Origin of the sequence: Streptomyces sp. 71268, assembly GCF_029392895.1 — a bacterium.
GTDB lineage: Bacteria > Actinomycetota > Actinomycetes > Streptomycetales > Streptomycetaceae > Streptomyces.
In genome coordinates, this window is sequence record NZ_CP114200.1 from 1 (window position 1) to 19,207 (window position 19,207).

The following is a 19,207-nucleotide window of genomic DNA, read 5'->3' on the forward strand; positions in this document are numbered from 1 at the left end:
GCATCTGGTTCGCATTTCTCGACGCCGTAAACGCTTACAGTTGGCTGGCGCTAACAATTTGCGTGACGTGCGGAAACGCATTGCGGAGGCAGTGGCAGCCGGAATCAGTATCGAGAAGACCGCCGCGACGACCGGATACAAGCTCGAGACCGTGATGCGTTGGCTGAACAAGCAGAAAAAAAGAGCTCGAGTCGTCCCGGTCGATACCGCTCAGTGCCGACTTGAGTTCATTGATCAACAGCGTCGCCGGATGGTTCAGAGAGACCTGGAGATCTCCGCCCGGGCTAAGGCGCTTGTTCGAAAGGCTATGGCCGCAGGCGTTGCGGTTGACGAGTTCGCTCTCCTGACTGGTTACACCAAGCCACGAGTAACGAAGTGGTTTGCATCGGTTCGTCGTTCCTTGGAGCAAGCCCAGCGCCAGCGGGAGCTGATCGCCATCCGGCGAGGCAAGGGAAGCCGACCTCCCCAACATCTCTCGGAAACAGAGTATGACCAGTGGCTTGTCGAGGCTGACTACCGACGCAGGAAGGTTCTGCGTCGGTACGGCTTGTGGCCGCAGGGTCGCCGGCCCAACCGCCAATCCGCCCGGCGAGGGAGGGGGCGTAGGCGCCAGCAGACCCCCCGTAGCGTCCCTCAAAAGCACCTGAAGAAGGGCTCTGGGAAGCGCCGAAAACGTCCGCGGAAGTGAACTGCGTCACCCTCGCGCGCCTACGCACGCGCGCACACCCTATGACCGAGTATTAGTTAACCCACCGGTAAGTCCCGTTGTGGGCGACCGAAATTGACGGCGCGTCTGGGGTTAATGTCGCTGCACTCCCTGAGCGGAGTACGCACCCGTCAGGCCGTCTCAGCAGGCGGCGGGGCGTGAACGGCAGCCTCGGCCGCTCCAGGCCGAGGAACGAAGCGGGGCCTGCCCGTCGGTCTTTGGCGGATCGTGGCAGGCAGGCCCCTAGACCCTGGAGGGCCTATCCATGACGGTACACATCGACGAGCAGCCCGAGCGGGCCGGCAACTGTGGAACGGATCGCAACGGGAGCAGTGAGCTGCCCCTGTCCACTCCCGTCCCCGTGCCGCAGCCTCAGAGCACCAAAGTCAAGGTGCTGGTAGTGCTCCTGGCTGTCGTGACAGGTATCGCTTCAGCCTTCGGCGCCTACATCATCGGCACCCACGTGGCGGAAGGCGCTGCTGAACCAGTCATCTGGGCAGCGGCAACGTTCGCTGCCACAACGACACTCATGATCCACCTGAGCGAGAAGAGCGGTCTCATCGAGTGACCGCTAGACCTCCGTTGCCCGCAGGAGGGCCTGGGCGGCGATCTGGCGGCCTAACAGGCCGCCCCCTACCCCGAAACCCCTGGGAGGGCTAAACGGCGGCGGGAGCGCCATATGAGGCTTCCTCTCGGCCAGTTGACTCCAGGCCAGAGCACGGACGGTTGCGCTGCTTGTCGAGGGACTGCCCAACCTGGGGGTGTGGGATCTAGCGGCAGGCCGTCGATGACGGACGCGTCGTTCTGGTCGTCGACGGCGTCCGCGAGGGTCTGCCGGTTCGAATGCTCGGCCGACCGGTGACTAGCCGCTTCCGCGGCGGCACGTTCCAGACCGTGCGTGGTCGGGGCTCCCCGGTGCCCCGACCACGCACGGGCGTGCGGTTCACCGGGCGAGGATCACGCCGACCAGCGCGACCATGACCGTGACCGCGCCGAACGCGGCGCCAAGGGGCTGGCTCCAGGTCGGGTGGCAGTGCACGACGTAGGCGGCGCCAGCCGCGAGCAGCGCCACGACGACGACCAGGAGCAGCGCGACAAGCAGAGCGAGCGTGGACACGAACGAGTTCTCCCTGGGGATCGGGCACGCCCGGGTGGGGCATGCGGGTACTTGGGCGGTGGAGCAGCGGTTGCGTGGTTCCATGCCAGCACCGGTTGGACCTGTCGGAGTTGAAGCAGCTGTTGTCAATCGGCCCGACCGCGAATTGCCAACAGACAAAAGGCCATGAACAGGGCGGCCCGGAATGGCCGCGCCATGGTCTTCGGCGCGGGGGTTAGCCCCGCAACCTTGAGACAACCGCGTCTGCGGAGCGCTGGGTATCCCGTCGAGCTCACCAACGTGGTGCACCTGGTGCAAGATCGTTTTTCGGGGCCAGGCGAGCCGTGAGGTAGTTGGTCGGCCTGGCGGGCGGGACAATCGCCGCTGTGACGATCGACCGCCGCCCGCTGGGCACCGGACCACGGCAAGCCGACGCCCACGACACGCGAGACCCCGAGCCGCTGCCCGCGCCACGCGCCCAACTCGCTGCCGAACGCCTCCCCACCACCACGACAGCCGCGGCCAAGCCCGCGCGTCTGGCCGGGCGCCGCGTCTTGGGTATCGGTACTGACTCGTCAGCATTCACACCCGATGAGACACACTCGCAGTGACCACATGCTGGCCCGGGAATAGCCCGATGGCCGGTTCTCTCATTCCAGGAAACCGGCCACCGGGCGGAACACTTAAATGTCGAATTGGATGTGTTCTACGTCGGTGAATTCGACTTCAGGCCGTGGGCGCGGCGTCCGCCGTCGCGGAGATATGCCCGCGCAATGGGAGATTGCGCAGGGCCGACCACGGCCACCACGATTCCGACCACAACGGGTCACACCCGCTGCGCGCGCACCGATTACGCATCCGCTGAGATGAGCAGTAGGCGGGTGGGGCGCCGGGCTGGAGGGTGTGTCCGAGCGACCATCCCGCCGAGGCACGCACGGTCGACCGTCATGAGCTCTAGCATCAGCGGGTGAACAACAACGAGGAGCAGGTTCGTTTCTTCGTCCGCACGTGGGCCGAAGCGGTGCTGCGGCAGGCTGAGCGAGCCCAGGCGATACGGCGCAAGGCAGGTCAGGACGACCGCAATTACGAGCGGATGGAGGACTGGAGCCCCCCGATGGAAGTGCTCGAGGAGAACTTTCGCGCCCAGTGGGCCGAGGAACACCAACTCGTCTGGGCCGCGCACCAGCTTGAACGGTGGGATACCCGTCTACGCCGCGAGCGCGGACAGGAACCTCGTAAGGAAGACCCCTTCCTGAGGGACGTACGAGACGCCCTGGAGCACCTGGACGAAGTTGACTTCACCCAGAGCCAGGCCATATCCCCGGTTCCGGTGAAGGGAAAGGAGTACATCGGGAGTGCCATCAGAAAGCTGCCAGGCGGAGCTCTCGACCTCCACTTGTCCGGAGCGGCTCTGGTGGGTGGCGTCCCCCCACAGGCCATCGAAGCGCGCGCTCTAGAAGCGGTGCGGGCCGTGGAGCAGGAGCTGGAACAGGAACAGCGCGAGCAGCACGCCGCGTTCATTCACGCGGCCGAGCACGATCCAGAACTACGGGACCTTGTGCAACAGATCGCCGACTTCTACGCACACCCCGAACGCCTGATAGGCCCGCCTCTCGCGAGCGGAGGCAACCTTGCCCCGGCAACAAAAGGGGAGGAAACCGCTGTGACACCTTCCCCCGGTACGACAGGCGTGTCCGGGACACCGGACGACTGAACCAGCATGTGCCGGACCGGTGGTGACGGTACGGCGTCATGGTTGCGGGATTGCGGCCGTCACGGTGTGCGGTCAGGAGCGGGGGCGTCGGAAGAGGCGGTTGCCGGTCGGCGGTTTCCCGTCCTGGGCCTGAACGGATGCTGCGGCGGCACGCTCGCGATCGTTGAGGCAGGGGCGGCACTCGCTGCCGGTGGCGATGCCGGCCTCGGGGGGTAGACGGCGTGCCCGCAGGTCGGGCAGGACCACTTGTGTCATGCCGCTGCCGCTGCGCCGGCCGATCCGAAGACGTCGTCGAAGCGGTGCGCCTGCTCTGTGCGTACGAGGTGGAACGCGCCGCTGCGGTGGCGCAGGGCGTGGGCGGTGTAGTGGACGACTTCGGCCGGAGTGAGGACCTTGAGGTCGCCAAAGACGTAGTACAGGGGGGTCGGGGCGTGGGCCGCGGTGAAGAAGAGGCCGGCGGTCACGGTGTCGGCGCTGACGGCGTAGCGGTCGGTGTCGGTGCTGGGCATGCGGTCTTTGGCGTCGATGGTGACGAGGTCGGCGCCGCGGGCGGCGATGAGGTCGGGGAAGTGCCGCAGGGCGGAGCGGGTCCGGCGCAGGGCTTCCCGTATGGCGGGCGGGTAGGTGCCTTGTCCGCAGGGCTGGACGGTCCAGCCGCGGGCGCGCAGCGCGGCTGCCACCCGACGTTCGTGCATGTCGCCTATGGCCTGGCGGTCCTGCCACTGCGTCACCCTGTTTCCCCTTCGGTTGAGTTCCGCGATCCCTGTGCGTGATACGAAGGATTCCTAGTTCGTCCTACCCTCCTGGACGCTATGATGCTCCTCATGGCGGCATACGTTGACCCACGGTTTCGTCCCACTCTGTGGCCTGGAACGCCCGTGCCGACACCGGAGTTGATGCCTCTTCACGAGGCGCGGGCCGACGGTGAATGGATCGTTTGGACCCCGCAGGCCCGTTCCCGTCCGCACACGGTCCCCGTGCCGGAGGACTTCTACCTGCGCGAGTTCATGGAGGTCGACCCCGAGGACCTCGACGCCGTAGCCGCCTTGATGCGCACTTACGGACATCTCGGCGGCAGCATCAACACCGGCAGTTGGGACGAAGACGAGTACGAGCGGCTCAAGGAACTCACCGAGCGCGAACACCCCCGCGCGCCGTTCGCCCTGCACGGCGAACTGGCCACGCTCTACATGACGGAGGCACAGGCCGCCATCACCACCTGGCTGGCCCTGCGCCGCGAGGGCGGGCTCGACGCGCTCGTCGAGCCCGAGGTCTCCGAGGAACAACTGGCCCAGTGGCGTGCCGAGAACACACACCAGGAGGAGGTATGGCCTCGGGACCTGGACCACCTGCGCGAGCTCACCCTGGAATTCAGGATCATGCAATTGGAGAGTGAGCTGAACGCCGCGCTGAAGCGGTTCAGCATCGGCATCGGCGGCCTGGACGACCGCTACCCCACCATCCTCGCCGTGGCGTTCCTCCAGCTCTACAACCACCTCGCCGAGGACGCCACCATCCGCGAGTGCGCGAATGAGACCTGCCGCCGCAGCTTCGTACGCCAGCGCGGGCGCGCCGAGTACGGGCAGAACCGCACCAGCGGCATCAAGTACTGCACCCGCGAGTGCGCCCGTGCCCAAGCGCAGCGCGAACTGCGTCGGCGCCGCAAGCAGCAGACTCCCCCGCTACAGCAGCCGCCGCCCCAGAGCCCGGAGCAGCAGGACAGCCCCGAGCCTGCCGGCCAGGCGGGAGATGCGTCGTGATCAGTCTTCGGGAACACCAGGCGGAGGCCGTCTCGCAGATCCGCGCGTGGGCGGGCTTCCCCGTACGCGCGTCTGCGCCCGCCCAAGGGCTGCGTGGCACGGTGATCTCCGCGACCGGCTCCGGAAAGACGATCACGGCCGCGTGGGCTGCGCTGGAGTGCTTCCGTGGCGGGCGGATCCTCGTCATGGTCCCCACCCTCGATCTGCTCGTGCAGACCGCCCAGGCGTGGCGGAGGGTCGGTCACACGGGGCCGATGGTCGCGGTGTGCTCGCTGGAGAAGGACGAGGTCCTGGAGCGGCTGGGCGTGCGGACCACCACGAACGCGATCCAGTTGGCGCTGTGGGCGGGGCACGGGCCGGCGGTGGTGTTCGCGACGTACGCCTCGCTCGTGGACCGCGAGGATCCCGAGGACGTCACGGGCCGGGCGAAGGTACGCGGGCCGCTGGAGGCTGCTCTGGCGGGCGGGGAGCGGCTGTACGGACAGACAATGGCCCCGTTCGACCTCGCTGTCGTCGACGAGGCCCACTCAACCGCCGGTGATCTTGGTCGGCCGTGGGCGGCGATCCACGACAACACCCGCATCCCGGCGGACTTCCGGCTTTACCTGACCGCCACCCCCCGCATCCTCGCCTCGCCCCGGCCGCAGAAGGGCGCTGACGGCCGGGAGCTGGAGATCGCCACCATGGCGTCCGACCCGGAAGGCCTGTATGGCGAGTGGATCTACGAGCTCGAACTGTCCGAGGCGATCGAGCGCGGCATCCTCGCCGGGTTCGAGATCGACGTGCTGGAGATCCACGACCCCTCCCCCGTCCAGGAAGTATCAGAGGAGGCGCAGCGGGGCCGGCGGCTGGCGCTGCTGCAGACTGCGCTCCTGGAGCACGCCGCCGCGCTGAACCTGCGCACGGTCATGACCTTCCACCAGCGGGTGGAGGAGGCGATGGCGTTCGCGGAGAAGATGCCGCAGACAGCCGCCGAGTTGTACGCGGCCGAGGTCTCCGACGAGGCCCTGGCCGACGCGGACGCCCTGCCGAAGTCGTCGATCGACGCGGAGTTCTACCAGCTGGAAGCCGGCCGCCACGTACCCCCGGACCGGGTGTGGTCGGCATGGCTGTGCGGCGACCACCTCGTCGCCGAACGACGCGAAGCCCTACGGCAGTTCGCAGGCGGCATCGACGCCACGGGCCGCCGCGTACACCGGGCCTTCCTCGCCTCCGTTCGGGTGCTCGGCGAAGGCGTCGACATCGTCGGCGAGCGGGGCGTCGAGGCGGTGTGTTTCGCCGACACCCGCGGCTCCCAGGTCGAGATCGTCCAGAACATCGGCCGCGCCCTGCGCCCCAACCCCGACGGCACGGCCAAGACCGCCCGCATCATCGTGCCCGTCTTCCTGAAGCCCAGCGAGGACCCGACCGACATGGTCGCCTCCGCCTCCTTCGCACCCCTCGTAGCCGTCCTCCAAGGCCTGCGCTCCCACTCCGAACGCCTCGTCGAACAGCTCGCCAGCCGGGCGCTGACCAGCGGGCAGCGCAAGGTACACATTCGGCGCGACGAGGACGGGCGGATCGTCGGGGCCGGCGGTGAGGCGGGCGAAGACCAGGGACAGGACGACGCCGGCGCCGCCGAATCCGCGCTGCTGCACTTCTCCTCTCCCCGGGACGCCGCCACGATCGCCGCGTTCCTGCGCACCAGGGTCTACCGGCCCGAATCGCTGGTGTGGCTGGAGGGCTACCAGGCCCTGCTCCGCTGGCGCAAGGAGAACGGAATCACCGGCCTGTACGCCGTCCCGTACGACACCGAGACCGAGGCCGGCGTCACCAAGGCGTTCCCCCTGGGACGCTGGGTCCACCAGCAGCGGCGCACCTACCGCGCCGGCGAACTCGACGACCACCGCAAGGAACTCCTCGACGATGCCGGAATGGTGTGGGAACCCGGCGAGGAAGCCTGGGAGACCAAACTCGCTGTCCTGCGCTCCTACCGGCGGGCGCACGGCCACCTCGCCCCCAGACGCGACGCCGTATGGGGCAACGCCGACAGTGAACTGGTGCCGGTCGGGGAGCATATGGCCAACCTCCGCCGCCCCCATGGCCTCGGCAAGAACCCCGCCCGCGCCGCGGTGCGGGCGGCGCAGTTGACCGCGATCGACCCCGACTGGAACTGCCCCTGGCCACTGGACTGGCAACGCCACCACCGCGTCCTCACCGACCTCGCCGCCGACGAACCCGACAGCACCCTCCCCGACATCCAGCCCGGAGTGCTCTTCGAAGGCGACGACCTTGGACGATGGCTCCACCGACAGTCCCGCGACTGGTTCCAGCTCTCCGAGGAGCAGCAGCGGAGACTGGCGGCGCTGGGCGTCACACCCGCCGAACAGCCCGCAGCGGCCTCGGCGGCCAAGGGGGCCGGGAAGGCGTCAGCCTTCCAGCGCGGAGTGCAGGCCCTCGCCCAGTACATCGCCCGCGAAGGCAGAACCGTCGTTGGACGGACACACGTCGAAGAACTGCCGGACGGTTCGATGGTCAGGCTGGGTGTGTTTCTGAGTAACCAGAAGGCCAGGCGCGACCGTCTGGATGCGGAGCAGCGAGCAGCTTTCGCTGAGCTGGGCTACGCCTGGGCCGTAGAGCAGTCCGGGCGCGGCTGACAGCAGGCGTGTGCCGTTGGCTTGTTATGCCCATTACCGGATGAGCTGATAAGGCGTTTGGCTCTTTGTGCGGAGCGCGGAATGGGATGCGGCAGGGGCCGGGCCGGCCGATGTCGGGGCTGTGGACGTACGGTTCCTGGCTGCGGGCGGGGCGACGGAGAGTTCGCCGTGGTCGGCGGCGGCCGCCGAAGTGGCCTTCGAGCGGTGTCCGCCTCTGAGGCCGTTTCCAGTCCGCAAGGGCAAGCGCACGGCGCCGGGATGGTGGTGGTCGGCGACCACCGGGGGGCTCGTGCACTACGGGTCTGGGGCGATGCGGCTGCATCTGATGCTCCTCGACCGCGATCCACGCGTCCAAGGCCTGTCCAGCCGGCCGCTGGAACTGCGGTGGCGTGCGCCGGAGGGCATGCGGACGCATGTCCCGCAGGTGATGCTCCGGCTCACCGACGGCCAGGGGGTCTTGGCGGACTGCACCGCCGCAGGGGAGCTTTCTGGGCGGCAGCGGTCCCTCGCGGCGGTGGTCGGTGAGGTGTGTGCGGCGGTGGGCTGGCGGTACTGGGTGCTGGGTCCGGTCGATCCGGTCTACCGGCGCAACGTGACCTGGCTGGCCGGATACCGGCATCCGCGGTACCGCGCAGGACAGCAGCTGGCGGCGGCGTTGCGGGAGTCGTTCGCAAGCCGTACGCCGCTGTGGGAGGGCGTGCGCCGGACCGGGGATCCGATGGTGGTCCTTCCCGCGCTGTTCCATGCTCTGTGGGCGGGGCAGCTGTCCGCGGATCTGGGCGCTCCGATGCATGAGCGGATGCCGGTGTGGGCGCGAGCGGCGTGATGGGGGCACGGGGCCGGGGGCCGGCGGGCCGGTGGTCGAGGTGGGGTCCCGGGTGCGGTTCGAGGGGCGAGCCTGGACGGTAGCGGCCCTCGCCGGCGGGCAGGCGCGGCTGATCGCCGAGAACGGCGAGATGGCGGCGCTGCTGCTGTCGCTGTTGTTCGCCGACGAGGGGTTCGAGGTTGTGGCTGCGCCGGCCGTCTGCCGGGTGCCGCCGCTGGGCTTGCTGGAGTCGTTGCCCGAGGCGGTGCGGGAGCGGGCCCTGGCGTGGGAACTGCATGTGCGGGAGGTGGAAACGGGGCACCCGGGCGGATCCTGTGCGGTTGGTCCTCCACGGGCTGAGTACGACCCGGATGTGCGGACGCTGACGCAGCGGGAGGAGGCGAAGGCGGCGGAGCTGTCGGCGGCGGGGGTGCCGACCAGCGCGGTGACGGTGCGGCGGATGCGGGCCCGCTACCGCGACGGCGGGGTGTGGGGACTGGTGGATCAGCGGACCGTGCGGCCCCGGTCGGCGCTGGGGCGTGCGGACGAGCGGGTCGTGGCCGCCCTGCGGGAGGTGCTGGAGGCGGGGCGGGAACGCTCCAGCGGGACGCTGGGGCGGCTTCGTGTGTATACCGAGCGGCTGCTGGCCGAGCGGCACGGCCCCGGGGCGGTGCCGCTGCCGTCGACGGCGACGTTCAACCGGCTGATGCACGCCCTGGCCGACGGGCGCGGGCTGCTGGGCAGTGCGCGCCAGCGCCGCTGGCGCTCGGCGCGGCCGGCTCCCCCGTTCGTGCCGACGACGGTGATGGCGCCCGGTGAGCTCGTGATGATGGACAGCACCCTGCTGGATGTCTTCGTGGTGCTCGACGACGGGGTGGTGGAGCGGCCCGAGCTGACCATCGCGCTGGATGTGGCGACCCGCAGCATCTGCGCGGCCGTGCTGCGGCCGAAGGGGACCCGCAGTGTGGACGCGGCGCAGTTGCTGGCGCAGATGATGGTGCCCGCGCCGATGCGGCCCGCGTGGCCCGAGGTACTGGCGATGCAACGCTCGGTGATCCCCTACGAGCGGCTGCTGAGCGTGGACGCCCGTCTGGAAGGGGCCGCGGCGCGGCCGGTCATCACCCCGCGGACCGTCGTGGTCGACCAGGGCAAGGTGTTCGTCTCGTCCTCGTTCGTCGCCGCCTGCGGGTCGCTGGGCATTTCCCTGCAGCCGGCGCCGCCGGGCAACGGGCCGGCCAAAGGGCATGTGGAGCGCACGTTCTCCTCGATCAACACGCTGTTCGCCCAGCACGTGGCCGGCTATACCGGTTCCCACACCGGCGAGCGCGGCCGGAACGCGCAAGGCGAGGCGGTATGGACGCTCGCCCAGCTGGACGACCTGCTGCAGGAGTGGATCATCTGCGGGTGGCAGGAGCGCGAGCACGACGGCCTGCGGCACCCGATGATGCCCCGCCGCGCTCTGTCGCCGAACGAGATGTGGGCGGCGCTGGTCGCCGTCTGCGGGTACGTGCCGGTGCCGCTGGGGCGCGAGGACTACATCGAGCTGATGCCCGTCAAACGACAGAAGATCAACGACTACGGCATCCGCATCGACTACCGCACCTACGACCACCGGGTCCTCAACCCCTACCGCGGCGAACGCTCGCCGGCGGCGGACGGCCTGTGGGAGATCCACTACAACCCGCACGCTCCCCACGAGGTATGGGTGCGCCTGCCCCAACCCGGCCGACCGCGGGGGTACGGGTGGGAGGCGGTGCCGTGGATCCACCGCACCCTGGTCAGCGCCCCGTTCACCGACTTCACCTGGCAGCACGTCAGGAGCACCGTCGACCAGCGCGGCAGCCGCGTGAGCCACGAACACGACCTGGCCCTCGCCCTGCGCGAGCTCCTGGAACGCGCCGCCGGCGGACACGGCAGCCGCCGGGACAAGGTCGTCGCCGCCCGGGCCCGCGCCCACGCCGCCGCGAACGAGGACGGTGCGGTGTGGGGGATCCTGTACGGCCAGCCACCGCCGGCCGCAGGCGGCAGGTCCGACCAGGACGACGGCTTCGACCACGGTGAGGAGGCCTTCGCCGAAGACGCGGAAGCGGAGACGGAGGAAGCCGACGCCGCCGGTGAGCGCCAGCCTCTTGGCCCGGCCGAGGCTGGGGCTGGGACTGGGACTGGGACTGGGGACAACGACGGCCAGGCACGTCCGGCGCGTGATTCCTGCGTCACGGTCTACGACCCCTTTGAGGAGTCGCTGCGGTGGTGAGCGCCTTCTCCAATGACGCCGCCGGGTTCGCTCCCCTGGCCGCTCCGACCCTCTGGCAGGGCTGGGACGCCTTCGTCCACCGGGCTCCGGCGCCCGCACGCGACGCCGCGGATTCCGCCTGGTCGCAGACGGAGCGGGAGGACTACCACTCCGAACTCGCCGTCATGCGCACCCCGGCCATGGACAGCGTCTTCACCGCCGTGCGGCGGCTGCTGCTGGTCAACCGCCGTCAGCAGGCCGGTGCCCGGCGCGGTCTGATCATCTCCGGTCCGGCCACGACGGGTAAGACCACCACGATGATGGCGCTGGGGCGGTCCTTCCAACTGGCCGACGCCCGCCAGCACCCCGGCCAGGACAGCAGAAGACCGGTGCTGTTCATCAGCGTGCCCCCGGCCGCCACCCCGAAGATGCTCGTCAGCGAGTTCGCCCGGTTCCTCGGCATGCCCGTCACCGACCGCCTCAACCAGACCCAGATCACCGGCGCCGTGTGCGACCTGCTGTGCGAACTGGGCACCCAGCTGGTCCTCATCGACGACGTCCACCTCCTGGACACCCAGCGGCGCGCCGGCGCAGAAACCTCCGACCAGCTCAAGTACCTCGGCGAACGCATCCCAGCCACCTTCGTCTACTCCGCCATCAACATCGAGACCTCCTCGCTGCTCAGCGGAGTACGCGGCGCGCAGATCGCCGGCCGCTTCAAGATCTTCCGCCACCGCCCGCTGGCGTATGCCACCGAGCAGGACCGGGCGGTCTGGGACGACCTCGTGCGGGCCATGGAAGACCTGCTGCGGCTGCGCGCGCACCGGACCGGAACCCTGGTCAAGCAAGCCGCCTACCTCCACGCCCGCACCGCAGGGCGGATCGGCAGCCTCTCCCACCTCGTCCGCGAAGCCGCCCTGATCGCCCTCACCGAGGGCACCGAACGGATCACCAAGCAGCTGCTCGCGGAGGTCGAACTCGACGCAGCCGCCGAAACCCAGGCCCGGCCAGCCCGGCCCGCACGACAAAAGCGGTAGGGCATCCGCGAATGGCGCACCGGCCCAGCACGCCCGCCCCCGTCCGTCTGCCCCGGGGCAGGTCGACGGGACGTGAACGGGCAGCATCCGGCGGGATCGTGCCCATCATGAGTGGCGGCGCGGCAGGACGCATCGCTCCGCTGAGCGGGGAGCTGACGCTGTCGTTCCTGACCAGGATCGCCGCCCGCTACCACCTCGGCATCCGTGACGTGCTGGCCGCCGTCACCGATGTCGGCGGCCTGCGCAACCTCACCGGGATGCTGTACCCGGACAGCGAGATCCACCTCAACGCCCAGGCCCGCGCCCGCGTTTCCGTCCTCTGCCACGTCCCACAGCACGTGCTCGAGCAGGCACTGCCCGCATGGACGAGGGAAGATCCGAGCGGAAAATACGGCACCGGCCCGGCCGGGCGGCTGCTGCGCGGCGAGGAGGCCGTCGCCGCCTGGGGGCCAGCCTGCCCCGTCTGCACCGCCGCCCGCACCGGACGCGACGTGCCCGCCCGCCGGTACCTGGCACCCGAGCAGCGGGTCTGCGCACGCCACCGGTACTGGCTCCTCTACCTGCCCGCGACCAGCGGGCTGCCTGTACCCCTGGGCCGCTGCCCGGAGGTGATCGAGGCCCAGCGGCGACACGTCCGGCTGCTGCACCGCTCCCCCACCGCAGGGCAGGCTTTCGAGGTCGCCCGTGCCGTCACCAACTCCTGGTGGGAACAGTCCTGGCCGGACGAGGAACAGCAGTGGCCGGCCCGCCTTGAGACGACGCGTCCCGCCGACGCCGACCCCGGCTGGTGGAAGGTGGCCGCCCGCGACCTGGTCACCTACCCCGAGGCTGTTGCCCTCGCGCAGCTGCTGGCCTGCCGTCCCCTGCAGCAGCACACCGTTGCCGAATCGGACGGCCATCTCCCCTACCAGCTGGGCGAACTGCCCCAGTTGTTGACTGCCATCGCCGACCGGCTCGGCCGGCCATGGCTCGCCCATCACCTCACCAAAGTCATCCACGGACCACTGTTCACCTGGGCCCACTCCCTGGTACGCACCCGCGCCGCCCCGGCACCCGCGGCGCAGCGAACGCTGTGGAAGGTGCACTCATCGCACCGGCCCCGCCCCCTCAGCGATCTCCTTCCACAGAGAACGGCCGCTGACCAGCAGCCCGCGCCACACGTGATCAAGCGGCTGCGCGGCCACAGCCTCCAAGCCGAGCAAGCGTTCCAAACAGGCCTGGCCCAGGCCCACGCCTACCACCAGCGGCACGGCCACCTGGCCGTGCCGAAGGAAGACATCCCCAACAGCTACCCACTGGGCCAGTGGATCGCCAACCTGCGTACGAGCCACACCAGGATGCCCACACACCAAGCCGCCGCCCTGAACGGCATCTACCCCTGGTGGAACGCGCCTTGGAGCACGCTGTGGCAGCGCACCTGGCACCAGACCCGCGATCACGCCGAAGCCCACGGCCCGCTCGAACCCGCCAGCGGCTTTCCCACCACCAGCTACAGCCTCGGCGAATGGCTGTACCTGCAGTGCACCCGCTACCCCACTCTCCACCCCGAACAGCAACGCCTCCTGGCCGAGATCGGCATCACCGCCGTTGCGGCGGCCGCCGCCCGCCCCAGACGACGCAGCTACGCAGAACGCTTCCAGGCAGGACTGGCGCATGCCCGCGCATTCGCAGACGTCCACGGCAACCTCGCCGTCGTCTCCCACACGGCCGTGCACGACGGCTACCCACTGGGTCAGTGGCTGGCCAACCAGCGCAATCACCGGCGCTCCCACCGCCGGCCCATGCCCGCCGACCGGGCTCGGGCCCTCGAGGACATCGATCCCTGGTGGAACCCGCCTTGGCACCTGACGTGGCAGCGTCACTACTACCACTCCCGCGACGCCGCAGCCGGCCGCCTCCTCCAAGCCGAGAACGGCTTCAATGGCCTCGCTGGCTCTGGTGCCGCCGACTGGTTGTGGCGACAGTGCGCCACATACGACGAACTCCACCCCGAGCAGCGGCAACTCCTCGCCGACATCGGCATCACCACCGACGTAGCCCGCACAGCCCGGGAACACGCACGTACGGCCCCGAAAGCACCGGCTGCCGCCACGGCTCCGGAGACAAAAGACAAGACCAGCCAGGCCAGAAGAGCTGCAGTTCCTGCAGCTCCCACGGGTCCGCGTCGCGCACGGCGTGCCGCCGAACCGAAGCGTCCCCGCGAGCCCCGCAGCCGCCTGGGACACCGCCCCGACCTGAGGCCAGGCTTCGAGACAGCACTGGCTCACGCCCGGGCTTGGCACGCTGAGTACGGCCATCTCGCAGCTCCCCGCGACACCCGGCACGACGGCTACGCCCTGGGCATGTGGCTGTTCAGCCAACGCAACCGCGCGAAACAGCGCGCCCGAGCCGGACTGCCGCCCTCACCCCACCTGGCCGAGCTCGCCGCGATCGACCCCTGGTGGAACCCGCCCTGGGACCTGCACTGGCAGCGCAACTACTACCGCGCCCTCAACCACATCAAAGCTGGCGAACCCTTCGACCCTGCCGCCCGCATCCCTGCACCGAGCACCGTCCTGGGCAGCTGGATCACCCGGGCGTGCCTCCAGTACGACCAGCTCCACCCTGACCAGCAGCACCTGCTCAACACGATCGGCATCACCGCTCATACCGCCAGACAGTGGCCGCCCAGCCCCCGCCCCCGGCCCCACGCCGAAGCCCTCACGCACGCCCGTACCTGGGCCGGCGAACACGGCCACCTCTGCCCGCCGATCAAGACCGTCCACGACGGCTTCCCCCTCGGCGAATGGCTCAATCGCCAGCGCGAACTCGCCAAGAAACGCGGCAGTCCCTCCCCCACCCAGCAGACACTGACCACGATCGACCCCTGGTGGAACCCTCCCTGGCCCATCCTGTGGCAACGCGCCTACCACCACGCCCACACCCACCCCCGCCACCCGACAGCCCGCCACTGGCTCCACAACCAGCAACGCGGCTGGCTACTCCTCCACCCCGACCAGCAACACCTCCTGGTCAGCATCGGCATCGCCCTCCTGATTCGCTAACGCGCATACCCGAGCCGATGCGTGCCCCCGAGAATGAGCAGATGGCCGACGCGCGCTTCTTCAACGACGAGCCCTTCCTCGACCACGAGGAAGGGCCTGATCTCCTCGGGCACGGACAGTACGCCGAGCATGTGATCAGCCTGCTGGACCGGGTACGAGCCCAAACTGAAACCGGAGTCCTCGCGCTGATCGGCCCCTGGGGCTCAGGAAAGTCCAGCGTCCTTGGCAAGGTGACACGCCGTCTACGGGATACGGCCGACGATGAGGGCTGGCTGATCGCGGAACTCAATCCATGGCTTTACTCCGATCTGGAGTCGTTGACGCTGGCGCTGTTCAGCGAGATCCGCGAAGCCCTTCCGAATGACGGGCGGTGGTCAGATGCGCGGGAGAAGATCGGCGGATTCGGCAAGGCCATCAGTCCTCTGGGGAAGGTCACTGCTCTCTTCGGCCTGGACTCCGAGGGGCTGATCCAGGAGGTCAGCAACCGCATCAGCGGCGACACGAGCGCATCCGCCGCCAAACACAAAGCCGAGGAAGCCCTGCGGAAAGCGGGCCACCCGGTCCTCGTCGTCATGGACGACCTGGACCGCCTCACCCCCGAGGAACTCCTCGTCGTCTTCAAGCTGGTACGCCTGGTAGGCCATCTGCCCAATGTGTACTACCTGATCAGCTTCGACGAACGGACCCTTCTGGACGTCCTGCAACGCAGTGAGCTGGTCGGCAACAGCGAGCCTCGTGCACGCGACTTCCTGGAAAAGATCATCCAGGTCCGGATGGATCTTCCCGCGTTCCGTGAGCGCGACGCCGACGCCCTGGTCGACCGCTCCCTCTCCACAGTTCTCGCCTCGCACAACCTGACCCTGACGCCCGGCGAGCAGGAAAGGGTCTCCGAGGCCTACTTCCAGTACCTGCAGGCCCGGCTGCGTACCCCGCGGGCCATCAAGCGGTTCTTCGGCCAGGTAGACGCCACCCTCGGCCAACTCACCGGCAACGTCGACATCGTCGACTTCCTGCTCGTCACCTTCCTGCGTACCAGCGAACCCCGCGCCTACCAGTTGCTGTGGCAGCACCGAGCCGAGCTCACGGGCACCAGCGTCGACCTGCCCTCGCGCCGCGACGAGCGGCCCGAACAGCGCATCGACCGCTGGCGCACCACGCTGCGGGACGCGGGCGTCGCCGAACAGCACCTGGACGGCGTAATCGGCCTGATGGGCATGCTGTTCGCCCCGCTTCGGCAGGCTCTCGGCTACGGCGCCAACTTCCAGGCCATCGCGCTACGGCGCGGCATCGGCAGCATTGACTACTTCGACCGGTACATGGTCTTCGGCATCCCCGACGACGACCTTCCCGAGCACACCTTCGACACCGCCCTGCAGCAACTGGCCGACGACACCCCGGGTGCTGAAGCAGACGAACTGCTTCTGCGCCTGCGCGACGACACCCAGCGCATCACCCGCCGCATCGGTTACAAACGCGCCGCTGGCACTCCCCTACCGGCGGCAGCACTCCTCAAAGCCGCAGCCCCGCACTACGGTCACCTCACCGCTGCCCCTCAAGGGGCCCTCGGCCTGTTCACTGCGGACCGCGCCATGGACGTCCTCGCGAAAGACCTCCTGACCGATGTTGCCGATCACGGCCGGCCCGCGATCCTCAAGACCATGGCCGAGACCCCTGACGGAGCCGTCCTGGCTGCTCGCACCCTCCAACGCGTCACCGCCCGCAACGACTCCGACCCCCCGGACCACACACAGGCAGCGGTCACCCCCGACTGGATAGGTGAGGCCCGCTCACTGATCAGCCACGAGATCGCACGGCACCTCGCCCCAGCCGCAAGCCGTCCTGTCGACGAACTCACCGAGCCGGAGACCACCCTCATCTGGGCATGGTGCCACACCGCATCCGAAGCCACCCGGGTCTGGATCAACCAGCAGTTCGACGAGACATGGCCCCCGCTCGACCTCCTCGCTCTGCTCCTCCCGCCCGACCGGGCGCCCTTCCCTGTCATCGACGACGCCACCCTGCAAAGCCTCGACGCACTCATCGGCCTCGAAGCGCTGTACAGCCGCCTCGGCCCGCTCCTCGACACACCCGCAGCAGACCCCCACAGCTCCCAGGACGAACACCGAGCGCGCATCCTGCAAGCACTGCGCGAACACCGCGGCAACGCCCCGAGCAGCGGCTGACGATCACCCGCTCCACACCTCCCGACAAGAGGGACTAGCAAGCCGTGACAGACAATCCGCTCGCCCTCACACTCGAGCAATGGCAGCGCCTCGCTGCCGCCCGCCAGGTCTACACCGACACCGTCAGCCCGTACTACGACGAGACCCTGCAAGAAGTGACACGACGTGCATGCACCAGCGGAAGCATCGGCAAAGCGGACATCGGAGCACTGCTGATGTGGAAACGGCTCAGAGCCGACACCCCCTGGGTGGCCGAACTCATGGCGCTCGCAGACACCGACGTACGCCGCGCAACCGCCGCAGCCACGACCACCGCCCAGGACACCACCCTCAGCCGCTGCACGGGAGCACTAGCCGGCCGCGCCGCCCTCGCCCACCTACCAGGCTTCCGCACTGGTGACGCCCTCGCCTCCGCCGTCCTCACCGCGGCCGCACCAGACCGCATGGCCATCTACGACCGGCGAGCCCACAACGGACTGCGCACCCTCGGCATCGCCCTCAGCCACGCACCCGGCCGCTACAGCCGCTACATAGCAACGATCGACCAACTCCTCGCAGCCGCCCCAGCCCCAATCCGCACCTGGACCCCACGCGACATCGACACCGCCCTGTACTGGATGACCGCATAGCAGCACTCAACGAATCTGATCAACACGCCCGGAAGATGCCCACACCTGACCAACGCCCGCTCCACCTGACAAAACAGCAGCTCAACACAGAGAACTGAAACCCCGGTCCCCCATCACCAAGCCGTTAAAGCTCGGCCTCGGAGCCCTATCGGCCCCAACACCGAACTGATCACCCCAGGCCAGCCCACCACCCACTGATCAGAAAAACCGCCCCTGGACATCGCCGCGTTGGCCGCCCTGGGGCTGGAGTGGGCAGCGTGAGCGTCGAGCAGCCCGACGTCGAACCCGTCCCGGGGCCGGCGTCGGGGTCGGCGGCGGGGCGGGGGTGGGAGGCGAGGGACGTCCTGGCGGTAGCGGGACGACACCCGTGGGCCGTGGCCGCTGCGGGCGAGCGGCACTGGCCGGACGGGGAGTTCCTGGACGTCGCCTTGAGCGCGGTGCGCCCTGGGGAACACGAGGGGTACGCCGAGCGCCTGGAGGCGTTCGTGGAGCGCCACCGCGAGCGCCTGGAGGAGTTGCTGCGGGCGTACGGGCCGGGCAGTGCGCCCGCCGCGCGGGGCCGGTACGCGCTGATCGGGCAGCCCGAAACCCTGATCGTCCTGGAGAGGATGAGAGGCCGCGCCGTTCCTGCTGCGCGCCCGGTGGGAAGCGGAGCTGGAAACCGTGTTCCTGGATGACCTTGAGGCCGCATGGGGGCCGCGCATCCACCTCAGCCAGTGAACAGCCAGGAAACGAGCAGTGGGGCCGGACAGGGTGAACCTGTTCGGCCCCACTGGCTTCTCGCCTGCATGCGCCCCTACAGGTCGAACTCGATGTGTTCGAGGTCGGCGAGTTCTACCTCCAGGCCGTGGGCGCGGCGGCCGGCGTCGCGGAAGTAGACGTCTCCGAGGGCTTCGGCGGCGGCCTGGCGGAGTTCGGCTTCGCTGGCGCCGGCCTGGCGGGCGGTGAGGAGGCGGGCGGCGTGCTCGGGGGGCAGGGGGAGGGTGAGGTGGCGCAGTCTGGCGTCGTCGGTGGTGCCGGGTGCGGCGGTGAAGCCGAACCGGGCGCGGACGTCGACCATTAGGCCGCTGCTGGTGGCCGCGCGCTTGATGGCTTGTTGGCGGATCTGGGGTTGCCAGCGTTTGCGGACCTGGTCGGCCAGGGCTTGCGCGAGGGCTGGCCGGGGGGCGCTTGATCTGGTCTTTGACGTAGCGCTCGACCGTGCGCTGGGAGATGCCGAGCAACAGCGCTACCTGCGCGGTGCTGCCCTTGTGCTGCTTGACCAGGTAGCGCATTTGGGCGCTGGCGCTCTTGGGGATGGGGCGTGTGAACGCGCCGCGGAGGGCCGCGTCGAGCCCTTCTCCGATGCTGTCGACCACGGGGTG

General features: G+C 69.2%; 14 protein-coding genes and 1 pseudogene. 11 read left to right on the forward strand and 4 right to left on the reverse strand.

Features of this window, described 5'->3' with window-relative positions; translation table 11 throughout:
- The first annotated feature begins 971 nt into the window (after nucleotides 1-971).
- Nucleotides 972-1,274: a hypothetical protein gene (locus OYE22_RS00005; protein WP_277318412.1), complete on the forward strand. Its 303-nt coding sequence runs from the start codon at nucleotides 972-974 to the stop codon at nucleotides 1,272-1,274.
- 375 nt (nucleotides 1,275-1,649) lie between these two features.
- Here the strand turns inward: OYE22_RS00005 and OYE22_RS00010 are convergent, their stop codons facing one another.
- Nucleotides 1,650-1,823: a hypothetical protein gene (locus OYE22_RS00010; protein ID WP_277318413.1), complete on the reverse strand. Its 174-nt coding sequence runs from the start codon at nucleotides 1,821-1,823 to the stop codon at nucleotides 1,650-1,652.
- 946 nt (nucleotides 1,824-2,769) lie between these two features.
- On the opposite strand from OYE22_RS00010, the gene OYE22_RS00015 reads away from it, so the two are divergent.
- Entirely contained in the window at nucleotides 2,770-3,516 is a 747-nt protein-coding gene (locus OYE22_RS00015; RefSeq protein ID WP_277318414.1) for a hypothetical protein, read from the forward strand.
- A 72-nt stretch (nucleotides 3,517-3,588) separates the two neighbouring features.
- On the opposite strand, the gene OYE22_RS00020 is transcribed toward OYE22_RS00015, so the two are convergent.
- The gene (locus OYE22_RS00020; protein WP_277318415.1) at nucleotides 3,589-3,771 is read right to left on the reverse strand and encodes a hypothetical protein; all 183 of its coding nucleotides are present in this window, start codon (nucleotides 3,769-3,771) and stop codon (nucleotides 3,589-3,591) included.
- The gene (locus OYE22_RS00025) at nucleotides 3,768-4,247 is read right to left on the reverse strand and encodes a hypothetical protein (protein WP_086691266.1); all 480 of its coding nucleotides are present in this window, start codon (nucleotides 4,245-4,247) and stop codon (nucleotides 3,768-3,770) included. The genes OYE22_RS00020 and OYE22_RS00025 overlap by 4 nt, the downstream gene beginning before the upstream one ends.
- Nucleotides 4,248-4,412: 165 nt before the next feature.
- On the opposite strand from OYE22_RS00025, the gene OYE22_RS00030 reads away from it, so the two are divergent.
- From OYE22_RS00030 to OYE22_RS00070, 9 genes are all read left to right on the forward strand, one after another.
- Nucleotides 4,413-5,276, forward strand: a complete 864-nt coding sequence (locus OYE22_RS00030; protein WP_277318416.1) for a hypothetical protein — start codon at nucleotides 4,413-4,415, stop codon at nucleotides 5,274-5,276.
- Nucleotides 5,273-7,912 carry a DEAD/DEAH box helicase gene (locus OYE22_RS00035; RefSeq protein ID WP_277318417.1) on the forward strand — a complete coding sequence of 880 codons (2,640 nt, stop codon included), beginning with the start codon at nucleotides 5,273-5,275 and terminating at the stop codon, nucleotides 7,910-7,912. Before OYE22_RS00030 ends, OYE22_RS00035 begins: the two co-directional genes overlap by 4 nt.
- Nucleotides 7,913-8,033: 121 nt before the next feature.
- Complete coding sequence (locus OYE22_RS00040; RefSeq protein ID WP_277318418.1) at nucleotides 8,034-8,738, forward strand: TnsA-like heteromeric transposase endonuclease subunit; 705 nt, start codon at nucleotides 8,034-8,036, stop codon at nucleotides 8,736-8,738.
- A gap of 52 nt (nucleotides 8,739-8,790) precedes the next feature.
- Nucleotides 8,791-10,971 (forward strand): Mu transposase C-terminal domain-containing protein, encoded by a 2,181-nt coding sequence (locus tag OYE22_RS00045; RefSeq protein WP_277318419.1) that lies wholly within the window; start codon nucleotides 8,791-8,793, stop codon nucleotides 10,969-10,971.
- The gene (locus OYE22_RS00050) at nucleotides 10,968-11,987 is read left to right on the forward strand and encodes an ATP-binding protein (protein WP_277318420.1); all 1,020 of its coding nucleotides are present in this window, start codon (nucleotides 10,968-10,970) and stop codon (nucleotides 11,985-11,987) included. Before OYE22_RS00045 ends, OYE22_RS00050 begins: the two co-directional genes overlap by 4 nt.
- A gap of 107 nt (nucleotides 11,988-12,094) precedes the next feature.
- Nucleotides 12,095-15,031, forward strand: coding sequence for a helicase associated domain-containing protein (locus OYE22_RS00055; protein WP_277318421.1), 2,937 nt, complete (start codon nucleotides 12,095-12,097; stop codon nucleotides 15,029-15,031).
- 41 nt (nucleotides 15,032-15,072) lie between these two features.
- Nucleotides 15,073-17,214: a P-loop NTPase fold protein gene (locus OYE22_RS00060; protein ID WP_277318422.1), complete on the forward strand. Its 2,142-nt coding sequence runs from the start codon at nucleotides 15,073-15,075 to the stop codon at nucleotides 17,212-17,214.
- 44 nt (nucleotides 17,215-17,258) lie between these two features.
- Nucleotides 17,259-17,843 carry a hypothetical protein gene (locus tag OYE22_RS00065; protein ID WP_277318423.1) on the forward strand — a complete coding sequence of 195 codons (585 nt, stop codon included), beginning with the start codon at nucleotides 17,259-17,261 and terminating at the stop codon, nucleotides 17,841-17,843.
- Nucleotides 17,844-18,100: 257 nt separating this feature from the next.
- Nucleotides 18,101-18,520 (forward strand): hypothetical protein, encoded by a 420-nt coding sequence (locus OYE22_RS00070; RefSeq protein ID WP_277318424.1) that lies wholly within the window; start codon nucleotides 18,101-18,103, stop codon nucleotides 18,518-18,520.
- Between the two features lie 119 nt (nucleotides 18,521-18,639).
- On the opposite strand, the pseudogene OYE22_RS00075 reads toward OYE22_RS00070, so the two are convergent.
- A pseudogene (locus OYE22_RS00075) lies at nucleotides 18,640-19,201 on the reverse strand (XRE family transcriptional regulator).
- Nucleotides 19,202-19,207 lie beyond the last annotated feature (6 nt).